Raw genomic sequence first — 20,770 nt, forward strand, 5'->3', positions numbered from 1 at the left:
GATGAGGTCGAGGGGTCAGGCGAGGACCGCGCGAAAAGGCCGAGCGATCATCGCCCCGTCGTGCTTGAACTGTAAGCAACCGCGCGCCGCGGCGGTGAAGGGAAGCCAATAGGTCAAGTAAAAAACTGAATATATTCGTTTTTCTAAAACCCGAGAAACAAGAGGCCCCAATCTGGCCCCAGCGCCCCGCGCTTCGGTGGAAAAAAGCGGGAATGAGGCGGCGTGGACAAATTGGTTGACGTAGCGCTGGCTGATTGATTCAAGGTTGCCTTTTGGAGGCAGGTTTGAGCCGGGGCGATCTGACAGAAGCAGAATGGCGTGTTTTGAAAGATTTGCTGCCGATTGAGGCATCGAACCGTGGCCGTGGCAGACGGCCTGAACAGAACCGCGCTATCATCAATGGGATACTTTGGCGGCTTCGCTGCGGCACGCCTTGGCGCGATGTTCCGCCCAAGTACGGGAACTGGAACACGATCTACCGACGTTTCCGGCGTTGGAGCAAGGCTGGGGTCTGGGAAGCCGTTTCGATCACGCTGGCTGAGTTGATGGCCGACAGCGGCCATTACTCGATCGATAGCACCACGGTCCGCGCCCATGTGTCGGCAGCGGGCGGAAAAGGGGGACTCATCGACGAGCTCTTGGCCGCTCGCGGGGCGGGTTCACCAGTAAACTTCACTGTCTGGTTGATCGACAAGGGCGACCACTCGCCTTCCACCTGACAGTTGGCGAAGCGGCAGATTGCAAAGCTTATGACACGCTGATCGCCTTACCGGAGCGGACACCCAAGGCGTTCTTGGCTGACAAGGGATACGACGCCGATGCCATCCGGGCCGATCTTGCCTGCAAAAACATCGAAGCCGTCATTCCGGGACGGTCACACCGGAGGGTGAAGATCGAACATGACCGGTCGCTCTACAAGGAACGCAACCAGATCGAGCGCTTCTTCGGTCGTTTGAAAATCAACCGCGCCATCGCAACCCGATACGACCAACTCGCCGAAAGCTTCCTTTCAATGGTCCACATCGCATCAGCCAGATACTGGCTCAAATTTGTCCACGCCGCCTAGACCCTTAAGATTGTGTTCTTCCATTCTGCCTGCCCAAATGAACATTCAAGCAGATCATTGTAGCGCAACCATGTGAATTTGCAGCTCTGGTCGTACGTAGGAGGCCATTCGCCGCCGCTTTTGTGGCGTTCACAGAATCTCGCCCAAACCTCCGCCTAGTTCAAGCATAATTGAGATTTAGCGTCTGGCCGCAAACCTCATAAAGGCCACCGGCCATAATGAGGAGTATCCACTTGGACATACCGCGACTATTGCACACGTCCGATGCGACGAAGCGTCGGCCACATATTTTGAGATCGCGAGTAGCAAGAGCTATGTTCGCGTTGAGCGCTGCGGCCAGCGCTTGTGCATCCGTCGTATACGCAACTGGCGGTGACGCAGATGATCCAGGCGCAAGCGCAGATGCCTCCATTGAAGATCAACATAGATTTCAGGCAGGTTGTGTGCCCAAGTCCCCGGAGGATTCGGCACGCTTTCCAACTGCGTGTTTCGACACCCAAACGCGCGCTGAAATCATGAATAAAGTGCACGTCGACACCCCAGCTCTGCACGAGCTATTTTTAATCATAACAACCCTGACATCAGAGGGCCGCAATCCTGAGTCCAGACTTGTGAGGACAGACACGCCCTACGCTGCGAGAGTCCGTGAACACTTTGGTGTTTACTTCACTCACGAAGTTGTCGGCGCGGTTGAGTCCCTCCTCGCAGAAGGAACGCCGCATCACATAGCAGCCAAGATCGACGCGTCTGCTTATCGCATGCGCGATGATGGCACTTTTGAAAAGCGACCCGAATACACATGGATCAGGGGCTCTGAAGACAATCTAGAACAGCTTCTGCCGATGCTTCAAGACTTTTCCGAAGATACTGATTTTAAGTCGTTTTTCAGATCTCGGGCATCGCAGCGGCTTTATAATCAGCAGCAGGATTTCTTCCGTCAAGAGGCGCAGACCCAGCAGTTGCTGGATTGGCTGAACACGGAGTATCCTGAGACCAAGCCCTTTGAAAGTGTTCGGCTGATCGTCTCTCCTCTTGCCTTCGCTTATCAGCATCAAGATGGGGTCGTGGACAGAGATTTTCGTCAACTCATCGCGCATGTGAACTTTCCTCAGCGCCGAGAGATCGCCAAAAGACTTTCACCCTCTGCGGCTGCTTTTGAACGCACCTCGATATTGTTCACAGAGTTGAACCACGGTTTTATCGAACCGAGTTCGCCTGCTCTACTTGAGCGCATTGAGAAAGTTTTTTGGGGCGGCAATCGGTTCGTCGATCCGGAAAAGGTATCGCCTTCTTACGCGAGCGGTCGGCGGGTATTCCTTGAGTATCTCAACTGGGCTCTCATAAGCATCTATGCCTGTGAGCATTACAGTTCGGAGGATTGCCAAGTAATCGCGACAAGCGTTGCGAGCACGATGACAGACCGTCGCGGCTTCATCGATTTCGCGGAGTTTCAAGACTGGCTGCTACGGCAGCGAAAGAAGAATCCCAATGTGAGACTTCATACACTTACTCCGTCAATGGTTGAGTGGTTTGAGCTACACGCCCCGTAGGATAGTCGCGTAGCCCAATTTTGATCGGATCATCGATAGCCACACCGCCAGAGCGCCGGAGCGGGTGGTCTTGTAGGTTTGTCGATCAGTAAGGTGACGGTCGGAGCTGAAGTGGCTGTGGACGTTGGCGTGAACGGAAGCGAATGTCTGAAGAGACGTCATGTGCCTGAAGCGCTGCATCAACCGCTCTAGTCGTCGGAAGGGTAAGTGTGAATTCTACACCCGTTTATTGTCACAGCGACCGATCTCCTGGCGATCTTGATTGCCAAGCTCACGCATGTCGGCCTTGTAGGAAGGGATACCATCGGTGTTGACGCGGCGCATCAGGCCCTATGAGAAGCCGACTTCGCCGCGATAGATAGTCGTATTGCTGGCATAGCTCATGCGGCCTGGAGGGCTCGGGCAATGCGGGACAACACCATTCGAAACACGTCGCCTCACTGAGGCGGTTCGGGAATCGAGTGTCAGACTCTTGTTCGGTGAACGACGGAACTGGGAAGGCGAACGGCTCCTTTGTTGAGTTCAAGGATCTTGTCCGCAGCGCTATACGACTAAACGGTCGTCAAAATGCTAGGAAGTTCGTGAGTCCCGTGTCCCTGATGAAAGATCAAATTGCCAGTCGAAATGAGTGGCTAATCCTCCTCTCGGTTTGGCTTTCGTTCGTTCTCATCCAGAATCTTGTATATCCGCTGCTGGCGCCGTCCATTTGGGGCATCCCCATCAATCTGAAATCGGCAATCGAAGCGCTTTACCAAGGTGCCATCGCCTTTTTTATCGCGTTCCCTGTTGCCAACCGGCAATTGGCTAAGCAGCGCTACACCGCTTTCGGCCTCCAAGCTATTGCATTGTTGTTCGCAGGGGCGTTCGCGTTTGAGTTTCTAGTCGACCCATTAGTCTTTGGTGGACGAACCATTCTTGCCACTGTGTGGCCGCAAACGCTGGAAACGGGAACGGCCGCGTTGCTTCTCACTGCGATCCGGTTGCTGTTTCAGCGCCAGCGTAGTGAGCGGCGTTTCGCAGAGCTTCAAAAAGCCAAGATAGAGTCAGAGCTCCAATATCTGAAGGCGCAGATCAATCCGCATGTGCTCTTCAACGCGTTGAACAACATCTATTCGCACGCGCTTCATAAGTCGGAGCGAACCCCAACGTTGATCTTAAAGCTTGGCGACATGCTGCGCTACATGATCTATGATTGCGCGGACGACGAAGTCGATCTTGAACGAGAATTGGAGTTTATCTCGGACTACGTCGAAATACAGAAACTCGCCGTAGCGGGCCGCGGCGCAGTCGCCTTTGAGACTCGCGGTGATATGTCGGGCGAGCGGATCCCGCCGTTTCTTCTCATCCCGTTTGTCGAAAACTGTTTCAAGCACTGTTTGGATACACAAGCGGAAGACATAGCCATCACGATCGGGATCGAAGCGGCTAACGGTCGGTTGACCCTCGACTGTGTGAACAGCTTCGATCTCGCCTCTGTAAAGGACCGTTCTCCTCGGGTTTCGGGTGTTGGTCTTGCCAATGTGAGGCGCCGGTTAGAATTGCTCATGAAAGGTGATTTCGCGCTTGAGGTAGGTCCAGGCGACAAAGAATACCGGGTCCACCTCGATATACCGGTGGGCGCATGAACCCGCTCAGATGCGCAATCCTGGAAGACCAGAGGCCAGCCCAAAGGGTTCTCACGACATATGTCGCCGATGCCGATGGGATGGAACTGGTCGGGGTCTTCAAGGCCGCGTCCGAAGCGGCGCGAGGGTTTGCAGGATCGCGTGTCGATCTCCTCTTCCTTGACCTGCATCTACCCAAAATGGACGGCTTTTCCTTTTTGAGGACTTTGCCACAACCGCCTTTGGTGATCGTCACGACAGCGGACGCTGAACAGGCTCTTGAAGGTTATTCGCACAACGTCGTCGATTATCTGCTGAAACCCTTTTCCTTCGAGCGCTTCTTGCAAGCCGTCGAAAAGGCTCGCCAGCGCCGCTATTTCGAACCCAGCGCGGGCCGATCGCATCGAGAGGACGCACGCGGCCGAGACCTCTTTATCAGGGCAAACGGGGAGATACGGCGCATCCCCGTGGATCTGATCGAATTCATTCGCGCTGAGAGCGACTATGTCGAACTCTTCACGACCACGGACAAATTCTTCTTCGCGAGAACGCTGCAATCGCTGCATGATGAACTGGGCAGCGACGGTTTCGCGCGCGTGCATCGCTCGTATATTGTGAATATGCGGCACATCTCGCGCATCGTTGGCACCGAGATACACATTGGCGGAACCACGGTTCCGATTGGCCGCAGCTACCGTGAGCGGTTTCTCAAGCAGATTAGCCTAAGTTAGGGCATGCGCGTCATCACGAAACAGCGTTTGAGGCCATCCTAGGATCACCCCCTTGCAGCCAGTGGGCCTAGGTCAGCACGGAGTGCATTGGAGCCAAGAGCGAGCTCAGAATCGGCGCCGCAGCTCGATCTCGAAAACCCGTCCAAATGGATCAAGAGCTTCGCGCTGAAAAGAAAGGGGGATTTCGCCGAAGGCGTCTCTTACCTTTATTCGGTCGGCAAAAAGGTTTCTTATGCCAAAGCTCAGCCGCGTTTCTTCCAAGAACGGGGCTTTTTCCAGGACGCTGTCAGCGTAGTTTAGCTCGTATGTCACTCGTAGATCGAGGAGCGCTCTATCGGAAAAGGTCAATCTTCCCTCGGGCGCGTCCACTTTGGTGGCAGTTTGATAATTGAATCTCGCGCCGAAGCCCAAGCCGTTGTTCCAACGGTATAGGGAGAAGTCAAAAATGTGCTCAGGAACGCCTCCGATCCCGTTCGAGGCTGAGCCATTGAGAAAATCGAACCGCTCACCGCCTTCGATAGGCAGCACTTCATCGTTCAGTGTCCAGGTGTGGTTCAGGGTGATGCGCATTTGCCCTCGGCGACCGCTGCGACGCTGCTTCGCTCCTGGTTCTTGCCGCACACGCTTGGATTTGAGTGGAATGGTCCAATTGATCCCCGAGCGCAGTTCTTCGCGTAAGCTCTCAGTGACGAGCAGTGGACGCCGGTCGAAGGCAACAAGAGCGCCATTCTGGTCACGCAGCACACGATCCGGGAAAGCGGCTTCCAACTCCTCGGTGAGTAGCAAGAAACTGCGCGTTTCATCCTTAATCCGCGATCGAGTGTAGTCGGTGTTGAACCGCACGCGCTTTTTTGGAAACGGATCGACTTGTACGCCCAGCTTAAAGACGCTCCGATCATCGACGGTGAGGTCTGGATTGCCACCGTCGATGACATCAATGAAACGATCCTCGCCCGTTGCGAAATCGAAAACACGCACCCCCGGCGTGACAATAATTGGGTCCCCAACGCTTGCAAGGCTGGGCGCTCCTTGTTCTTCGGTGATCGAGGCAATGATGCGCAAGGCCGCAAGCGGTCGCCAAACCAGGCCATATCCGTACGTCGTCAATGTCCCGAAGTCCGAGAAGTCTTCAACGTCGAGATTGGCGTTGACGCTGAACTCTCCGGGCAGGGGAGCGGGAAGGTAGAATGGAACATCAAGGCTTAAACCGCCGGCCAAAACGGTTCGCGAAATCTCGTTTGAAATGTCGTCGGTTTGCGCCTCTTGCACCTCATTGGTCACGCTGGTCTGCGCCGTAAGCGAAAGCGGCCCGGCCGCGAGATCGGCAAGAGCGCTGTTGACGACGAAGGCGGTGTCGAAATTGCGGTTTTGCGAAGACGCGAAACGTCGATCTTGATTGACTAGGTCAGTGACAACATTGACGTCCAAGATGTTGTAGCTTGACGTGAGCGTCCAAGTCGTGGGCGCCAGTTTGCTAGTGAAAGTGAGCCCGATACTTGCATCATCGAAGCGCCGATCCTGCTCCAAGGCTTCAGCGGGAGCCGCCGGATCGATACCAAATAGATCTTGTTCATCGGTCCGTTCAAACGACCCGCTGAGCGTGGCGGCGGCGCCTCCCCAAATCCCGGTTCCTGCTGAGAAGCCGGAGCTCCACTGATCGCGCGAGGGGGACAGAGTCCGAAACGCGGCGCTCTCGTTGCTGCCCTCGAAAACAATGTCACGTTCCGCTTCGGTAATGGCCGTGCGCTGACCAAGGCTTGCGTCGATACTCAGCCTAGTGTCGTTGTTGATGTAGAGAAACTGCCCAGATGTGTCGGCGGTTGTCGAGCCGCCTTCCTGCGGCGTATCGCCCGAAGCTTCGAACGCAGTAACTGTGACGTTGGGTTTGAGGATGAAATTCAGCACCCTCTGGTCCGCCGAAAACCCGAAGGAGAGCGCAACCTCTTCGGGATAAACCTGAACTCTGGAGAGGGCTTCCACGGGGTAGCGGCCGATCTCACGAAAACCCGACACGCGCCGGCCATTGACGAGAACGACCGGCGGAGCATCGCGCGACCGGCCTCGCCCGGAGGAGGTTTCTTGCAGCAGCAGCGATGCAAGATCGCCAAGCGAGCTCGCCCCAAAGGCTGCGATATCTTGTTCAGTGAGCTCACGCTCTGGCTCGATTTCGCTTAAGATCATTCGGCGGCCACGAACGATGATGACGTCCTCGTCCGCTACGCCTTCGTCCGCGGCGGGCAGCTCGTCTTGAATTCCATCGGACGGGGGTGGCCCGTCCGGCTGTGCCTCATCACTGGCCTGCGCTTGGATAGGCGCTCCAACCCAGGTTACCGACAACGCTAACCACGCAACCCACATGGGCTTACTCTTCAGTTTCGGGCGCTTGACCTTCGCCATCTGATCGAACGCGTGGGCGCGATGCTCAAAGCTGTAAGCCATGTTTAAAAATCGTAGCGAAACATGCGAATGCGATAGGTTAGGGTGCCCGCGCCATCGCTCGCTGGCGCGATCGTGATCTTCATCTGATCAAAGGTGGGCGGCCCGAAAGAGCCACGTGCGCCATGGGCATTCCCTGTCGCTTCGAACGGGATGCCTCGTGTGTCGAAATCCAACGCGCCGCTGGTGTCTTCATCGTGATACGCTGTCACGGCGTAGATGCCAGGCGGAAGATCATCGAAGACGACTTGCGCGCCTTCTTTCGCGGGAACACGTGCGGATGCAAGGCAATCGCTTGAACCGCCCGAATAGCGTTCCTCTAGCTGGGGCTCGGTGCACACGCTTACGGAAATCTCGCCCTCTTCGGGATCAATATTTCCGAAGGAGAGCTTCAAGGGCTGGCCAGTCTCTGGGTTCTGTGCGCCCACTCCCGTTGAGCAGATCGCCGCGGCTGCAACCAGCGCTGGTTTTGCAATTGTTAGAAGACCCATTGATGTGCCCCTCGCCTGGTGCTGCGCCGAAGGGCGCGCTTTTCATGGACGAGAAACTAGCGATGACCTTCGCCTTTTTGCGTGCATCTCGGCGAATGTCCAAAAGTCGTTGCTCATCGACGCCGAGGAGCCTGTGAATTGATGAGACTCGGAGTTTGCGAGGATGCTGGAGCCAATCGACCGGAACATACGAGCTGACAAAAGTGCGTGGTGCAAAGCGCGGTTCGCAGCGCAATTTTTTAAATGCTTCCAGATGAGCCTCTCCCGTCCGCTTTCACCCCCAGTGTCAGCCGTTGAGTGGCGGCGAGACCTGGGCCGCGAGTGGACAGTCTGCTTTCTAGCGAAAGCGAAGAAAAGCGGAAGTTCAGGTTAACCTCACCCAGCCAGTTGGATAGCACCAACGCGTCAAAACCTTGCAATCATCGCTAGTGACACTCTCGATTGTTCCTCGAATTGCCCGAAAACGCCGTCCGGCTTCCCGAAGAATAGGTCGGCTGCAAGGCTGAGCTGGATCGATGGGGTTATGTCGTAGAGTAATCTCGGACGCAGTAGGACGTCGCCATCGTCGAAATTGACCAGCGATTTGAAATCTACCTCCAGCGTGTCGCGAAGCAGAGTCTGTCTTAGATAGAATGTCGCGTATTCGTCGTTTCTGGGGCGCAGAAGTCCCGGGCCAGCGTCGATCAAGCGATCCTGAAAGAATTGCGCACTAATAAAGGTATCTGACGAGCGCCAATCGACCGCGACAACATAGCTCAGGGCATCCGCTTCCACGATGCGGTCGACATCGTTGGCCGCCTGCGTGACATTGATTGCTCGACCCCACGCATAGCCGATCTCTCCCCGGATCACGAATTCGCCGAGAGCCTTTGCGAACGAGCCACCTAAGGTCATCTGTCGATCATAGACGCGCGAAGCGATGGTGTTGCCCCCTTCAGCGGTCACGCTGAAGACCGGCCGATCTGCATGATGACGAAGAAGATTGAAGGTCAGATCCCACCCACCTGCAAGCAGCGACAATTGACCTCCGAAGTCATCCTTGAGGCCGGACGGGCGAGCATCGTCTAGAACGATTGGCGCGTCGTCAGGCCCGACCGGGGGAAGGAAACGGCTCGAAGTCAGCTCGAAAGCCGCACCTTGTTCGGGGATATCGTGAAAGCTGTGATCGGGTATCCAGAACACCTGCACGTCAACCGGTCCAAGCTGCACCTCAGCCTTGGCCGACCACAACGGAATGCGGGACGCGTCGAAGTCTTCGAGAATGAACTCGCGAAAGGACTGCGGATTGACGATGTCCAGCACTTTGAGCCCGTCGGCCTGCCCCCAAACGATCTGTTGTTTGCCAAGTCGGATGGAGACCGGCTCGAAATTCAGATCGATGAAAGCCTCGCGCAACTCGATCTCACCAGCCTCGCCTAGCAGATGCCGTCTGTTCAAGGAGGAACGGTTGGACTGATCGGGTTTACCGGGATCGAGCCGATCCGATCCATCGACCCGCAACCGCCCGGATATCCTTGCCGCAATCGATGGGCTCAATTCGCTGTCGACACGCACGTTCCACTCGAGCTGGGTGAGTTGAACATCCTCGTCGGCTGTTTCGAGGGCCGCTCTCAACTCGACTTCATTGTCGACTGAAACTTCTTGCGCGTCTGCCTGACCAGCAAAAAACACGCCAACCGGGATGAGCAACCATGGGGTCCGCCCGACCATCTCAAAGCGCATTCTTTAACGCCCTTACGGATAGCTGCGACGTGCCTATATCGGCGGAGTAGTCGATCTGCGAGAAACTGAACACCGTCTTGTGACCGGTCTTGTGATTAGCAGCCTCGATCCGCAGAGGCGTCCAGATGCCGCTCACACGCCGAAAACTGGTGATCCGAACAGTCTTCAATCGATTGCCCGCGACGTCCCAGTAATCGGCCCGCAATGGCATCCATGAACTAGGATCGATCCATGCCTGCACCCGTCCGTACCCCAATTCGCGTGAGATCTCCGGTGATTGCGGGAGCAGGGAAACCACCAATGTATCGCGTTGCCCCAGCTTTTCGGCGCGAAGGGTAACGAAGCGATAGTCGGCAGGATCGAACTTTGTCGCATCCTTGATATCTTCGTAGGTGAAATCAGTGCTAAAGAAATAATCGCCGCGGTCGTTGGCCGAGATGCGGCGCTCCCGGCGAAGCGCAGGAAGGAAAATCCATTGATCGTCGGCCTTGTCCCGCGCTTCATAATCGAACGTCAGGAAGCTCGTGCCTCGGATGTTTCCGGGGGCGAGGAAACGGATCATGGTTCGCCTGACCCCGTTTTGCTTTAGCCGGACGAGTTCGGCCCGCCGGGTGCGGGTGGTGCCGCGGCTATTGGACATCGTCATAATCAGGGTCTGGCGAAGCGTAGCACCTTCAGCCCGTGCCTCCATCCGCGCTGCGACAGTGTCGCCATCGGACAGCGTCTGCGCCAAGGCTGTAGACGGCCATGCGGCTATTCCGACAGTGACCGCGAATACGAGCGCCGCATTTCCCGACAGAGCGCCAGAAGCGACCGCGTTCGGTCGGGCCAGCTCTGACGGAAACAGCCTACGCGGACGCAACATTCGCACCATCGCCGGCAGGAACAGGATCGAGGTGACGAAGCCACTCACGAGTGCGACAGCAGTGAGCAGCCCAAACCGGTTGATGGTCGGCAACGTGCTCAGCATCAGCAGCGAGAAACCGGCTGCGATTGCCACGCAGTTGATAAACAGAGCTCTCGCGGGGCCTTCGTAAAGCCGTTCGATAGCCTGGAAGAAGGTCAGCCCTTGCTCTCTCCAATACTGCATTCGATCGATCATGTGGATCGGGAAGTCGACACCCAGACCCAGCGCGATTGCAGCAAACATAAAAGTGGCTGGCTCGAGCCAGATATCCGTCATGGCCATCACTCCGTAGATTGATAGGAGCGTTAGAGCGACAGGCACAATCGTTAGAATGCCCAGAGTGAAGGAGCGAAAAACCAACATGCTCACAAGCGTTACAGCCAAGAGCGAGGCGGCGACCGACAACGCGTGGTTGATACCGAGCGGTGCGATCCAGTCATGCGCGAGTGTCACGCGGCCGCTGAGATTGGCGTTCAGGTCGTCTGCGAATTCTTCGGCGATATAGGTTCGCAGGTTCTCGACTGCGGGTGCGAACTCGCTGAAGCGATCGGTCGTCATGTGCACGCGGACCAGCGCCTTTTGGAATTCGACGTCGATCTCATCCTCAAAATCGCTCGGATCGGCACTCGCCGAGTATAGTAGCATGTATTGTGCCGCTTTTTCATGAGACTGCGGCAACTGATACGCATACGGATCATCGCCCGAGAGCGAGCGGTTCATCAGTTTAAGATAATCTGTGATCGCGATGCTCTTTTCGACATGCGGCAACCCTTCGGCATATCGCTGCAAGGCTTCGATCCGTTGGAGTGACTGAGGGTTGAGGATACCCTCCGGCTCTCTGCTTTCGACCACGATGTCGATATAGTTGGAGCCAGCAAATCCCCGGTTGATGACTTCGTCAGCGACGCGGATAGGCTCCTCCGCGCGGAAATTGGACATCAGCTTGCGGTCGACCGACAGTTGGTTGGCCTGAAGGCCAAAGCCGGTAACGAGCACGGCCAGCACGGCTAGACTGGCGATGTGGCGCTGCGCCATATTGTGCCCAAGCGACGGAAGCCAGCCAGCGCTTTGCGGATCGCGCTCAGCGCGACGCTCGGCGACCGGGCTATCGTGCCGACGATACACTAGGAGCAGGCACGGCAGCACCGTGAGAGACGCGAGCAGTGCGAGGACGAGACCAACCATTGCAAAAAGCGCGAAATACTGCATCGGCGGCATGGTTGCAGTTGCGGTGATCGCGGCAAAACCGGCAATCGTCGTCAGCGTGGTAAGGAAGACCGGCCGCCAGATTTCGACCATGGTCTGTAGAATTATCTGCCGCTTGCCTTCTCCTGCGTGACGCGCCGATTTGCTGTAATAGACACTGAGGATATGGACAGCGTCGACGATCGATATGCCGATCAGGATCACCGGCAGAGCTCCTGTGATCGCAAAGTAGGGAATACCCAGAGCTGCCATGCTTCCCAGCGCACCGGTAAGTGTTACAGCAATCACGGCAATCGAAGCGATCACGGCGAACAGGGTTCGAAACGCAACGCCAATCACGAGTAGGATGGCGAGAAACGCGATCGGCTGGAGAACCTTCGCATCGGCGTCGATATAAGCCGCCAGATAGCCCTGCGCTGCGCCTTCACCCGCAATGTGGACCTCTATTCCATCGGGAGTAACCGCTGCAATGTTGCGGATCTCCTGGTAAATGGTCTCGGCTCTGTCCCCATCGATAATCTCCGCCGCGATCAGAGTGCCGCGCCCATCATTGCTCACCAACAAGCCTTGATAGAGCGGTATTCGGTATACCGCATCGCGAACGGCGCGAGCGGAAGCAGCGTCGGCGGTGGCATTCTCGAGAAACCGCTCGATGACGATCTCTTCCCCATTCGCATAGATGTTCTTCTCGGTGGAAAGCGACGTGACCCGCTCAGGATCTACACCTGCGATCATCCCGACCTGGTCGGACAGGTCTCTGACGAAATCCAGCCCCTCAGGCGTGAAGATACCATCCGCACCTTCGCCGGTGACCGCAATGACCACCGCGTCTTCCAGTCCGAACACCTCGCGCACTTGATCCCGGTAGATGCGGGTCGGACTATCGGGTGCGAGGAAGGCATCGATGCTGGTATCCTTGGTGAGGCCAGTAAGCTGTGTGCCCATTGCCACGACAAACAAGGCGGCTGCCGCTAAGGTTACGACTGGGCGTCGCAAGACCATATCAAAGAATGCTTCTGCACGATTGTGAGCTTGGTCGGTCGGCATGACGCTCTCCCTGCGGTGGATTCGCAGAGCCTTTGCGCCAATTCCCTTGGTCAAGTCCTACTGGCGGTCTCAAGAATAGCTAATTTTTTTCTCAAGGCGTTGGAGAGCGATTATGTTTCATGGGGTTAGCATCTGCAGCGCAGATGGGGCCGACGATGGCGCTCTGTTTGGACAGTGCGGACGTAACGCCGTCTGTCAGTCCACTTCAGCCTCTTCCCCGCCCTCGAACGAGCCTCGCAAACCAAATGCATGCAGAACTATTGGAGTGCGAAAACTCTCCGCTCGGACAACAAGGTGTCGAGGCCATCGCGTTGCCAGTACTCCGCATATTTTGGATGGCTACGTAGAAGAGCGATTTCAGTGGGAAAATATAGCGGATGACGGGCAAAGAAGGGCTCTTTTTCCAGCGCAGCGAACAACGTTGCTGCTGCCTCGTAGTCGTCACGATAGACGTGTAACAGTCCGACATGCTGCATACGGGCGGACAAATTGGTGGAAGCAAACTCCGCAATTAACTGGGTTGCGGTTTCGCCGTCGCCTTCCAATTCCGCTTCGAACACTCCTGCAAGTGTACGCAGGAATATGCGAGCTTCAGAACCAGCCTCGTCATCACCAAGTGAGGCGGCGGTCACGATATGCTCCCGCCAGGCTCTCAGGTTTGCCAGATCGCCCGTTTCATAGAGTGCATGCAGCTTTACCTCATGCGCGATCCTTGATCCCGGCGCGAGATTGACCGCCCGATCAGCAGCATTCAGCGCTCCTTTCGGATCCCCATTCAGCAGCCGGGCTTGAGCGAGGTTATATTGATTGGACACGAGCAACGGATTGAGCGCGGCGGCGCGTTCCTCCATCGCAAGATGTTCCGCAATGCGGCCTTGAATCGCAAGCAGGTCACCATACCAATTGTGTGCTTCCGCCGCACTAGGGCTCAGTGCGATGGCAAGTTTGAATTCCTCTTCCGACCGCGAATAATCCCCCTCCATGAGATAAATGATTCCGCGCACGGTTAGCGCCATGACATTGTCAGCGTCGATTTCGAGCGCTCGCTCGGTGGCAGCGAGCGCCTTCGTTGATGCCTCTGCGCTCTCGCCGGCCGACATGGCTACAAGCGATCGTTTGACACTGAGAGCATGGGCCAGCGCTGCCTGCCCGTCAGCAAAATCTGGCGCGGACGAAGTCACCCATTGGAGTAGCTCGATCGCTGAATCCGTGCTTTGCGGATCGCGTGCAGCCAGAAGCTGGCGAGCATCGAGATAGACATCGAACACCGGAGCCGGCGGCATGGCCGATTCGTCCGGAGTCTGAGGTAAGTTGACCGCCATCGCCGTCGCAATGCTGCGCGCGACCGAGGTTTCCAGCAAAAACAATTCTCCGCGCGAGCGTTCCAAGGTGTTCGACCATTCGGCAACTCCTGTTCGCACGTTCACCAACTGCGCATTCACGCGATACCCGCGCTCCGTACGTCGCACGGACCCCTCCACAAAATGGGTTGCCCCCAATTGCCGCGCAATCTCTTGGGCCTTGACATTAGCGTTGCCGAGCTGAAACGATGAACTGCGGCCGATTACCGAAAGTTGTTGTGACCTGGCCAATGAACTGAGCACAGCCTCCGCGACGCTGTCGGCCATCGTGGAGCGGCCTTCGGCCTCATCGAGATCCAGAAAAGGCAAAACCGCGACCACGGGCTGTTCCTGCGGTCGTTTTGGCGAGGAGAAAGCGAATACAGCTGCGAGGAGCGCGAGAAGTGCGCCAATAGCGACCATCGCTCGTAACTGGCCAACCGGCGCTCCGACAACAGAGGAATCGTCGTCGTTCTGCGTTTCTGGATTGGTTGATCGATCATTCGATCTCGGAGCCACGAAGAGGTAACCACGTTTTGGTATCGTCTCGATCCGGACACTTCCATCGCCGCATTCCCGCAAGGCTTTTCGCAGAGCAGATACCGCGTTCGTCAGGCTCTGGTCTGCGCCGTGCGACCTTCCCCAGACCGCATCGATCAGCTCTTCTCGAAGATGAACCTGTCTTGGAGCGCTTGCTAAAGACAGCAACAGCCTTCCGGCCATGGGTTCGATCCGGGTAACCTTACCGTTGGCACAGGAAAGCTCATTGCGGCGCGGATCAAAGGCGATCGAGCCAAGGCGCAACGTCTGATGTAAGGTACTGTCCTGATCGTCCAAGCGCATCCCTCAATCAAGCTTCATATACGTCAAACCCAATCATATATCAGAATTTCAGCCCTTTTTGACGACAATCGCTTCGGCTTCGTCGTTCGACGCTCGGGCGTACGTCTGAGCGTCCGCTTTCGGGAGCGCCAAGAGGCGTAACCATTGACCGACTTTAGGGCGCGAAGCGGACATCCCGTTGGGTCCGAAACTTGGTCACGCCTCCTTCAGATCTGCACCCGATACCCATCCGGCGTTCTTCGCGAACAGTCCTGAACCGGGTTAGCTGAGGACGGCAACCCGTTCCTTCGACGGCCGTGTTGTCGCGCCTTCTTGCGCGATTGCGGACGCAAAACCGGTTCCCACTTTTGCTGCAATCGCTTGGGCGCGCCTGCCCGCGCCACCCGTCATGAACAGGTTTCCCTTCGCCCCTTCAGGCCTGCGGTGCAGTCCTCCCATGCCCTGCTTCTTTCAGATGTTCGCAAGCCGGAGATGGTCTCCGGTTTGAGGAACTGAAGGACTACTATCATGACCAATATCGCAATCCTCACCGGCCGCATCGCCCGCGATCCGGAAACCCGCGAGACCAAGGGCGGCACCAATGTCACCGGGATCACCGTCGTCACCGATCGCCCTGCGCGAGACAAGGACGGCAAGACCAAAAGGCAAGAGAACGGCTACACCGCCAAGGAAAGCGAGTTCCACCGGGTGACCTGCTTCAACGGCCTCGCCAAGACCGTCGGACAGTACTGCACCAAGGGCTAACTGGTCAGCGTACAGGGCCGCATCCACTACACCCAGTGGGAAGACAAGGACGGGGTCACCCGCTACGGCACCGAGATCCTCGCCGACAAGGTCGACTTTCTCTCGCGCGGCAACGGCTCGGGCGACGAGAACGACGACAACAAGGACGCTCCCGAAATCGACTGAACTCTCCTGTCGATCTCTCTCCCGAAGGGGTCCTGTCCGAGCCGGACAGGCCCCCTTTCGTGCGCTTGGGGTGCTGGAAGTTTTCGGCTTTCGTTTGCGGGATTGCTGCTATCAGCAGCAACATGAACGATCAGTCCAACGCCAGTCATCCGGGTGAATCAGCAACTCCAGTTGAGGTGGGTTCTCTCGCCGATGAATACAGGTTAGCGGCACTGCTACTGTTGGAAAATGGGCGGCCCAAGGTGCCGCAATCGCGGGCACCGTTTCGTATGGCCGCAATCCATGCGTTCGAAATTCATCTGAACGCGTTTCTTCTCCACTCCGGCCATGAAGCGGCACAGATCCGGGGGTTTCAGCATAACCTCGCCGCACGCGCCGACCTCGCGGTAGAACTCGGACTAGCACTCAGGAAACGTACCCTTGAACACCTGCATACCATGTCACAATCGCGCGAATTCCTGATTGCCCGGTAGGTGCCAAGCGGTACGTCATTATCCGAAATAAACCGGCTTCAAACCACGCTCGCTGAGGTCGCGCAAAGGGTTTCAGCGATCCTTTAAGACGGTCCGTGGGGAGCGGCTGGATGACACTATGTTCAAACCATAACGCGCTCCAGAGAATCCCACGCAGTTTGGCTTTCCGAAATGGCTATTTGTTACCAAACTGGTGCTCAATGAGAACAAACTTGCTTTCGCAGCTCTTCCCCTCAAGCCCGGTTTGGGCTAGAAAATCCGCGTGAAACCAGTGCCTTTGCCGTCATTGAACGGTCTAGGTAGTGTTGGATCAGACCATGAACATATGGGGAACAATTTCGTGCACACCGTACGCCGCGACTTCGGGATGTGGATCTCTGATATTTCTTGAGAATAGCGGCTTGGGCGGAATCAACTCGTCCACGAGTAGAGCGGGTTTGCGCCGAGCTATAGACAACTCACTTCGCGATAAGAAACTGTAATCAAGAGGTTTTTCTCCGTGTTCAGGCGGATCGCAGAAGAGTCGCGGTTTTCGGCGCAATCAATCAGCGTTTCGCAGCCTTGATCGGCGCCACTTCCGCCCCTTCGCGAAGCTGATCGAGCGGGTCGAGCCGCCCTTGCTCTTCACCGCGCGGTTCGACGATTTTGTCGATGGCGTGATGGACCGCCCCCTATTGCTCGATCATCTCCTTGTCTCGCCCGCTTTGGTGCCTGAGGTGCAGTCGGCGCGGATCGCGCACACGGAATATGAAGATGAGGTCGAGGGGTCAGGCGAGGACCGCGCGAAAAGGCCGAGCGATCATCGCCCCGTCGTGCTTGAACTGTGAGCAACCGCGCGCCGTGTTCTATGGAGCGGGTGAAGGGAATCGAACCCTCGTCTTAAGCTTGGGAAGCTCCTGCTCTACCATTGAGCTACACCCGCAAGGCGCTGTGGCTGGCGCTCGCCTTTGGCAGGTTGGCGCGGGACTGACAACTGGGGTTTTCGTATCCCGCCTCAGCGCGCCGAGGGGAACGCGATGCGGGTGTGAAACTCTCCGTTCTCGCCGAAGCGATCAACGCTTTCGGGCAAGCGTTCCATCAAGGCCCTGTCGAACAGGTCTCCCACATGGACGCCAGGAAGCTCAGCCGTGATGGCGCTGATCGCGCAGCGCGCCCCCGAGGCTTCGAGATCGGCGATCAGGTCGGCGTAGTCCGCCTTCCACAGCGGGAAGGAGAGCGCCAGCGAGCGCTTGCGCTCCGCGCCGCCGAAGGTCTCCTCGCGCCACTGGCGAATGTGATCGAGGTGCAGGTCGCCAAAGGCAAGCGTGTCGCAGCCCGGGGCAAGATCGAGCGCCGGTGCGATCTGATCGAGATAATCGCCGCCCGGATGCAACGGCACGCCGATAAGCGGAAGGCCCAGATGCGCCGCCTGCTCGGTCACAGCGTCTATCGCAAATTCCCGATGCGCGATCACGCGGCTGCGCACGTCGAAGCTTGTGACAAGGGCGATATCGGTAACGCCCTGGCGCTTGAGCGCGCGAAGGGCGAGGAAGCTGTCCTTGCCCCCGCTCCAGAACAGCAGCGTGCACGCGGCCTCGGGATCGGGGCGCGCCTGGCTCAGCCAGGCGGCCTGTTGGATACGCCTGGCGCGCATCGCGACATGCACGCTCTCATGACCGAACGGGCAATGCCGACACCCTGCCCCGCAACACTGGTCGCGCTCGGCAAGGCCAAGCCGGGTGAAGACCATATGGCCGGTTTCGGGATCGGTATAGGTCGTCTCGCCGCGCGCGACGGCGGCTTCGTGCAAGTCCCAGTAATCGGGTTGAGACACGCCGGACAGGCTCCCTCATTGCAAAAAGAGCGCGGCCGATAGCACGCCGACCGGAGGCCGCAAAGCCGCCCGTTTCGACTGGATTTGCGAAGGCTTAGCCGGTGGGCTGCGCGGCGCCGGCTTTGGGCACGCGCGCCTTCTTGGTCCTCTGCTTGGCCTGGTGGGTGAACCCGATGATAAGACTGACCCCGATGACGCTCGGTCCCGCCCAGATCAGCGGGTTGAAGACCTCTTCGGGCACCAATCGGATCAGGCCCACCGACAGGAAGGCGGTGTAGGCAGAAATGCCCATCCCGATGAGCGCGCGGAAGTGCTCGCCGACATAGGCCTTGGGCTCGGGCGCGCCGAGGCCGGGGACACGCTCGCGGAACACGAAGACCTCTTGCATCAGCATCGAGACGATGCCGATCGCCGCGACGAGCACCATCAGCGGATCGCCCACGCGATAGCCGAAGATACCGCACCACGCGCCCGAGAGGACGACCGCGGCCATCACGATCTGATAGCGCGCGCCGCGCAGCGCGGGCCGGTCGGTTCGGTGGCGGATGACAGCCGTGCCGTAATCGGCAAAGCCGATGGTGAGAATCCCGAGATAGAGCATCATCCAGCCGAACAGCCCTTCGTAAAGGAGCCGGTCCTCGATCTCGGGATGGCGCGAGGTGTCGATCAGCGAATAGATCGCCATCGCGATGGCCAGCGCGCCCGCGCCGACAAAGCCGCCCAGCGCCCAGCGCCCCCCCTTGCGGTGGTTCTTTGCGCCTTTCCTGGTCGCGATCGGAATCCAGAACGCGACGAGACCGATCGTCCCGGCGATGACGTGGAGAACGACGAAGGCGCCAAAGAGAGTCATGACATATAGGGCTGTACAGCGAATTGGACAGTCAGGAAAGGGCGACGAATGGCTGATAGTCAGGTGGTGACAAGGCTTGCCTTGGAACGCGCTTGGCGGCACTTGGGGCAGCGATGAAGCGCGACGGGATCATGAACGCGCGCACCCCCGATGGAGAGAGACCAAGCCATGCGTCAGATTGACCATTTCATGCCGACCGCAAGCCCGGCGGCCACCCGCAAGCACCAGGTCTGGAACCCTTCGACCGGCGAGGTGCAGGCCGAAGTGGCGCTGGGCGACGCCGCGCTGCTCGATAGTGCGGTGGCCACCGCGCAAAGGGTCCAGCCGGAATGGTCCGCGACCAACCCGCAAAAGCGCGCGCGCGTCATGTTCCGGTTCAAGGAGCTGGTCGAGGCGAACATGCGGCCGCTCGCCGAGCTGCTGTCGAGCGAGCACGGCAAGACCGTGCCGGACGCCAAGGGCGATGTGCAGCGCGGACTGGAGGTGATCGAATACGCCTGCGGCATCCCGCAAGTGCTCAAGGGCGAATACACGCCGGGCGCCGGGCCCGGCATCGATGTCTATTCGATGCGCCAGCCGCTGGGCATTGGCGCGGGCATCACCCCGTTCAACTTCCCCGCCATGATCCCGATGTGGATGTTCGGCATGGCGATCGCGGCGGGCAACGCGTTTATCCTCAAACCCTCCGAGCGCGATCCCAGCGTGCCCGTGCGCCTGGCGGAACTGTTCGTTGAGGCCGGGGCGCCCGAAGGCCTGCTCCAGGTGCTGCACGGCGACAAGGCGATGGTCGATGCGATAATCGAACATCCCGCGATCCCCGCGATCAGCTTTGTCGGCTCGTCCGACATCGCGCATTACATCTATCATCGCGGGGCGGAATTTTCGAAGCGGGTGCAGGCCTTTGGCGGCGCGAAGAACCACGGCGTGGTGATGCCGGACGCCGATCTCGATCAGGTCGTGAACGACCTCGCCGGCGCGGCTTATGGCTCGGCGGGCGAGCGCTGCATGGCGTTGCCGGTTGTGGTGCCGGTGGGCGAGGACACGGCGGAACGTCTGAAGGAAAAGCTGATCCCCGCGATCCATGGCTTGCGCATCGGTGTCTCGAACGATCCCGACGCGCATTACGGGCCCGTGGTCACGCCCGAGCACAAGGCCCGGATCGAGCAATGGGTGACCACCGCCGAAGAGGAAGGCGCCGAAATCGTCATCGACGGGCGCGGCTTCACGCTTCAGGGGCACGAGAACGGCTTTTTCGTCGGCCCCACGCTGATCGACCGGGTGACGCCCGACATGAAAAGCTATCAGGAGGAGATTTTCGGACCCGTCCTCCAGATCGTGCGGGCAAAGGATTTCGAAGAGGCAGTACGCCTGCCGAGCGAACATCAATACGGCAACGGCGTCGCGATCTTCACGCGCAACGGCCACGCCGCGCGCGAATTTGCCAGCCGCGTGAATGTCGGCATGGTCGGCGTGAACGTGCCGATCCCGGTGCCCGTCGCCTACCACTCGTTCGGCGGCTGGAAGCGTTCGGGCTTTGGCGACATCGACCAGTACGGCACCGAAGGCCTCGCTTTCTGGACAAAGCGCAAAAAGGTCACCCAGCGCTGGCCCGATGGCGGCGGCGACAGCTCGAACGCGTTCGTTATCCCGACCATGGGGTGAGCGGTAGGGCGCGAGGACAATGCGCCCGAATAAGAACGCGCCAGTCAAAGCCGCTGCCCGAAGCGCCGGAGTGGCGAGGAAAGATCAATCGCCTCTTGTCACTCGTTCCGGGGCGCGCGA

The 20,770-nt window shown here is 58.1% G+C and carries 14 protein-coding genes, 1 tRNA gene and 1 pseudogene; 8 read left to right on the forward strand and 8 right to left on the reverse strand.

The genetic code is table 11. The features are described 5' to 3' along the window. Positions 1-284: 284 nt before the first annotated feature. The 4 genes from QNI87_RS11645 (at position 285) to QNI87_RS11660 (ending at position 4,951) form a co-directional block, all read left to right on the forward strand. Positions 285-1,066, forward strand: a protein-coding gene (locus QNI87_RS11645) for an IS5 family transposase (RefSeq protein ID WP_300596668.1) whose coding sequence is annotated in 2 segments (ribosomal slippage) — positions 285-609 and positions 609-1,066 — 783 coding nt in all. Because the reading frame shifts where the segments join, the coding sequence is not laid out codon by codon here. Positions 1,067-1,380: 314 nt separating this feature from the next. Continuing rightward, positions 1,381-2,616 (forward strand): hypothetical protein, encoded by a 1,236-nt coding sequence (locus QNI87_RS11650; RefSeq protein WP_300596670.1) that lies wholly within the window; start codon positions 1,381-1,383, stop codon positions 2,614-2,616. Positions 2,617-3,215: 599 nt separating this feature from the next. Beyond that, a complete protein-coding gene (locus tag QNI87_RS11655; RefSeq protein ID WP_300596672.1) occupies positions 3,216-4,241 on the forward strand; it encodes a sensor histidine kinase in 1,026 nt (341 codons plus the stop codon). Continuing rightward, a complete protein-coding gene (locus QNI87_RS11660) occupies positions 4,238-4,951 on the forward strand; it encodes a LytTR family DNA-binding domain-containing protein (protein WP_300596675.1) in 714 nt (237 codons plus the stop codon). The genes QNI87_RS11655 and QNI87_RS11660 overlap by 4 nt, the downstream gene beginning before the upstream one ends. Before the next feature lie 105 nt (positions 4,952-5,056). On the opposite strand, the gene QNI87_RS11665 is transcribed toward QNI87_RS11660, so the two are convergent. From QNI87_RS11665 to QNI87_RS11685, 5 genes are all read right to left on the reverse strand, one after another. Further along, positions 5,057-7,390 carry a hypothetical protein gene (locus QNI87_RS11665; protein ID WP_300596677.1) on the reverse strand — a complete coding sequence of 778 codons (2,334 nt, stop codon included), beginning with the start codon at positions 7,388-7,390 and terminating at the stop codon, positions 5,057-5,059. 2 nt (positions 7,391-7,392) lie between these two features. Continuing rightward, entirely contained in the window at positions 7,393-7,878 is a 486-nt protein-coding gene (locus QNI87_RS11670) for a DUF2141 domain-containing protein (protein WP_300596679.1), read from the reverse strand. 405 nt (positions 7,879-8,283) lie between these two features. Next, a complete protein-coding gene (locus tag QNI87_RS11675) occupies positions 8,284-9,600 on the reverse strand; it encodes a DUF1302 family protein (protein WP_300596681.1) in 1,317 nt (438 codons plus the stop codon). Further along, on the reverse strand, positions 9,590-12,664 hold the full coding sequence (locus QNI87_RS11680) for an outer membrane lipoprotein-sorting protein (RefSeq protein WP_300597508.1): 3,075 nt from the start codon (positions 12,662-12,664) through the stop codon (positions 9,590-9,592). The genes QNI87_RS11675 and QNI87_RS11680 overlap by 11 nt, the downstream gene beginning before the upstream one ends. Positions 12,665-13,017: 353 nt before the next feature. Then, complete coding sequence (locus QNI87_RS11685; protein WP_300596683.1) at positions 13,018-14,937, reverse strand: winged helix-turn-helix domain-containing protein; 1,920 nt, start codon at positions 14,935-14,937, stop codon at positions 13,018-13,020. Positions 14,938-15,450: 513 nt separating this feature from the next. On the opposite strand from QNI87_RS11685, the pseudogene QNI87_RS11690 reads away from it, so the two are divergent. The 3 genes and pseudogenes from QNI87_RS11690 to QNI87_RS11700 all read left to right on the forward strand — a co-directional run bounded on the left by QNI87_RS11690 (position 15,451) and on the right by QNI87_RS11700 (position 17,152). Then, positions 15,451-15,852: pseudogene (locus tag QNI87_RS11690) on the forward strand (single-stranded DNA-binding protein). Positions 15,853-15,974: 122 nt separating this feature from the next. Further along, entirely contained in the window at positions 15,975-16,325 is a 351-nt protein-coding gene (locus tag QNI87_RS11695) for a hypothetical protein (protein WP_300596685.1), read from the forward strand. Between the two features lie 617 nt (positions 16,326-16,942). Further along, a complete protein-coding gene (locus tag QNI87_RS11700) occupies positions 16,943-17,152 on the forward strand; it encodes a hypothetical protein (protein WP_300596687.1) in 210 nt (69 codons plus the stop codon). Between the two features lie 21 nt (positions 17,153-17,173). On the opposite strand, the gene QNI87_RS11705 is transcribed toward QNI87_RS11700, so the two are convergent. The 3 genes from QNI87_RS11705 to QNI87_RS11715 all read right to left on the reverse strand — a co-directional run bounded on the left by QNI87_RS11705 (position 17,174) and on the right by QNI87_RS11715 (position 18,988). Continuing rightward, positions 17,174-17,247, reverse strand: a tRNA-Gly gene (locus QNI87_RS11705). A 72-nt stretch (positions 17,248-17,319) separates the two neighbouring features. Then, complete coding sequence (locus tag QNI87_RS11710) at positions 17,320-18,138, reverse strand: DUF5522 domain-containing protein (RefSeq protein ID WP_300596689.1); 819 nt, start codon at positions 18,136-18,138, stop codon at positions 17,320-17,322. A 94-nt stretch (positions 18,139-18,232) separates the two neighbouring features. Next, complete coding sequence (locus tag QNI87_RS11715) at positions 18,233-18,988, reverse strand: hypothetical protein (RefSeq protein WP_300596691.1); 756 nt, start codon at positions 18,986-18,988, stop codon at positions 18,233-18,235. A gap of 168 nt (positions 18,989-19,156) precedes the next feature. On the opposite strand from QNI87_RS11715, the gene QNI87_RS11720 reads away from it, so the two are divergent. Beyond that, positions 19,157-20,650 carry a CoA-acylating methylmalonate-semialdehyde dehydrogenase gene (locus QNI87_RS11720; RefSeq protein WP_300596693.1) on the forward strand — a complete coding sequence of 498 codons (1,494 nt, stop codon included), beginning with the start codon at positions 19,157-19,159 and terminating at the stop codon, positions 20,648-20,650. Positions 20,651-20,770: the final 120 nt, after the last annotated feature.

Origin of the sequence: Erythrobacter sp. (assembly GCF_030066995.1) — a bacterium.
Lineage (GTDB): Bacteria > Pseudomonadota > Alphaproteobacteria > Sphingomonadales > Sphingomonadaceae > Erythrobacter.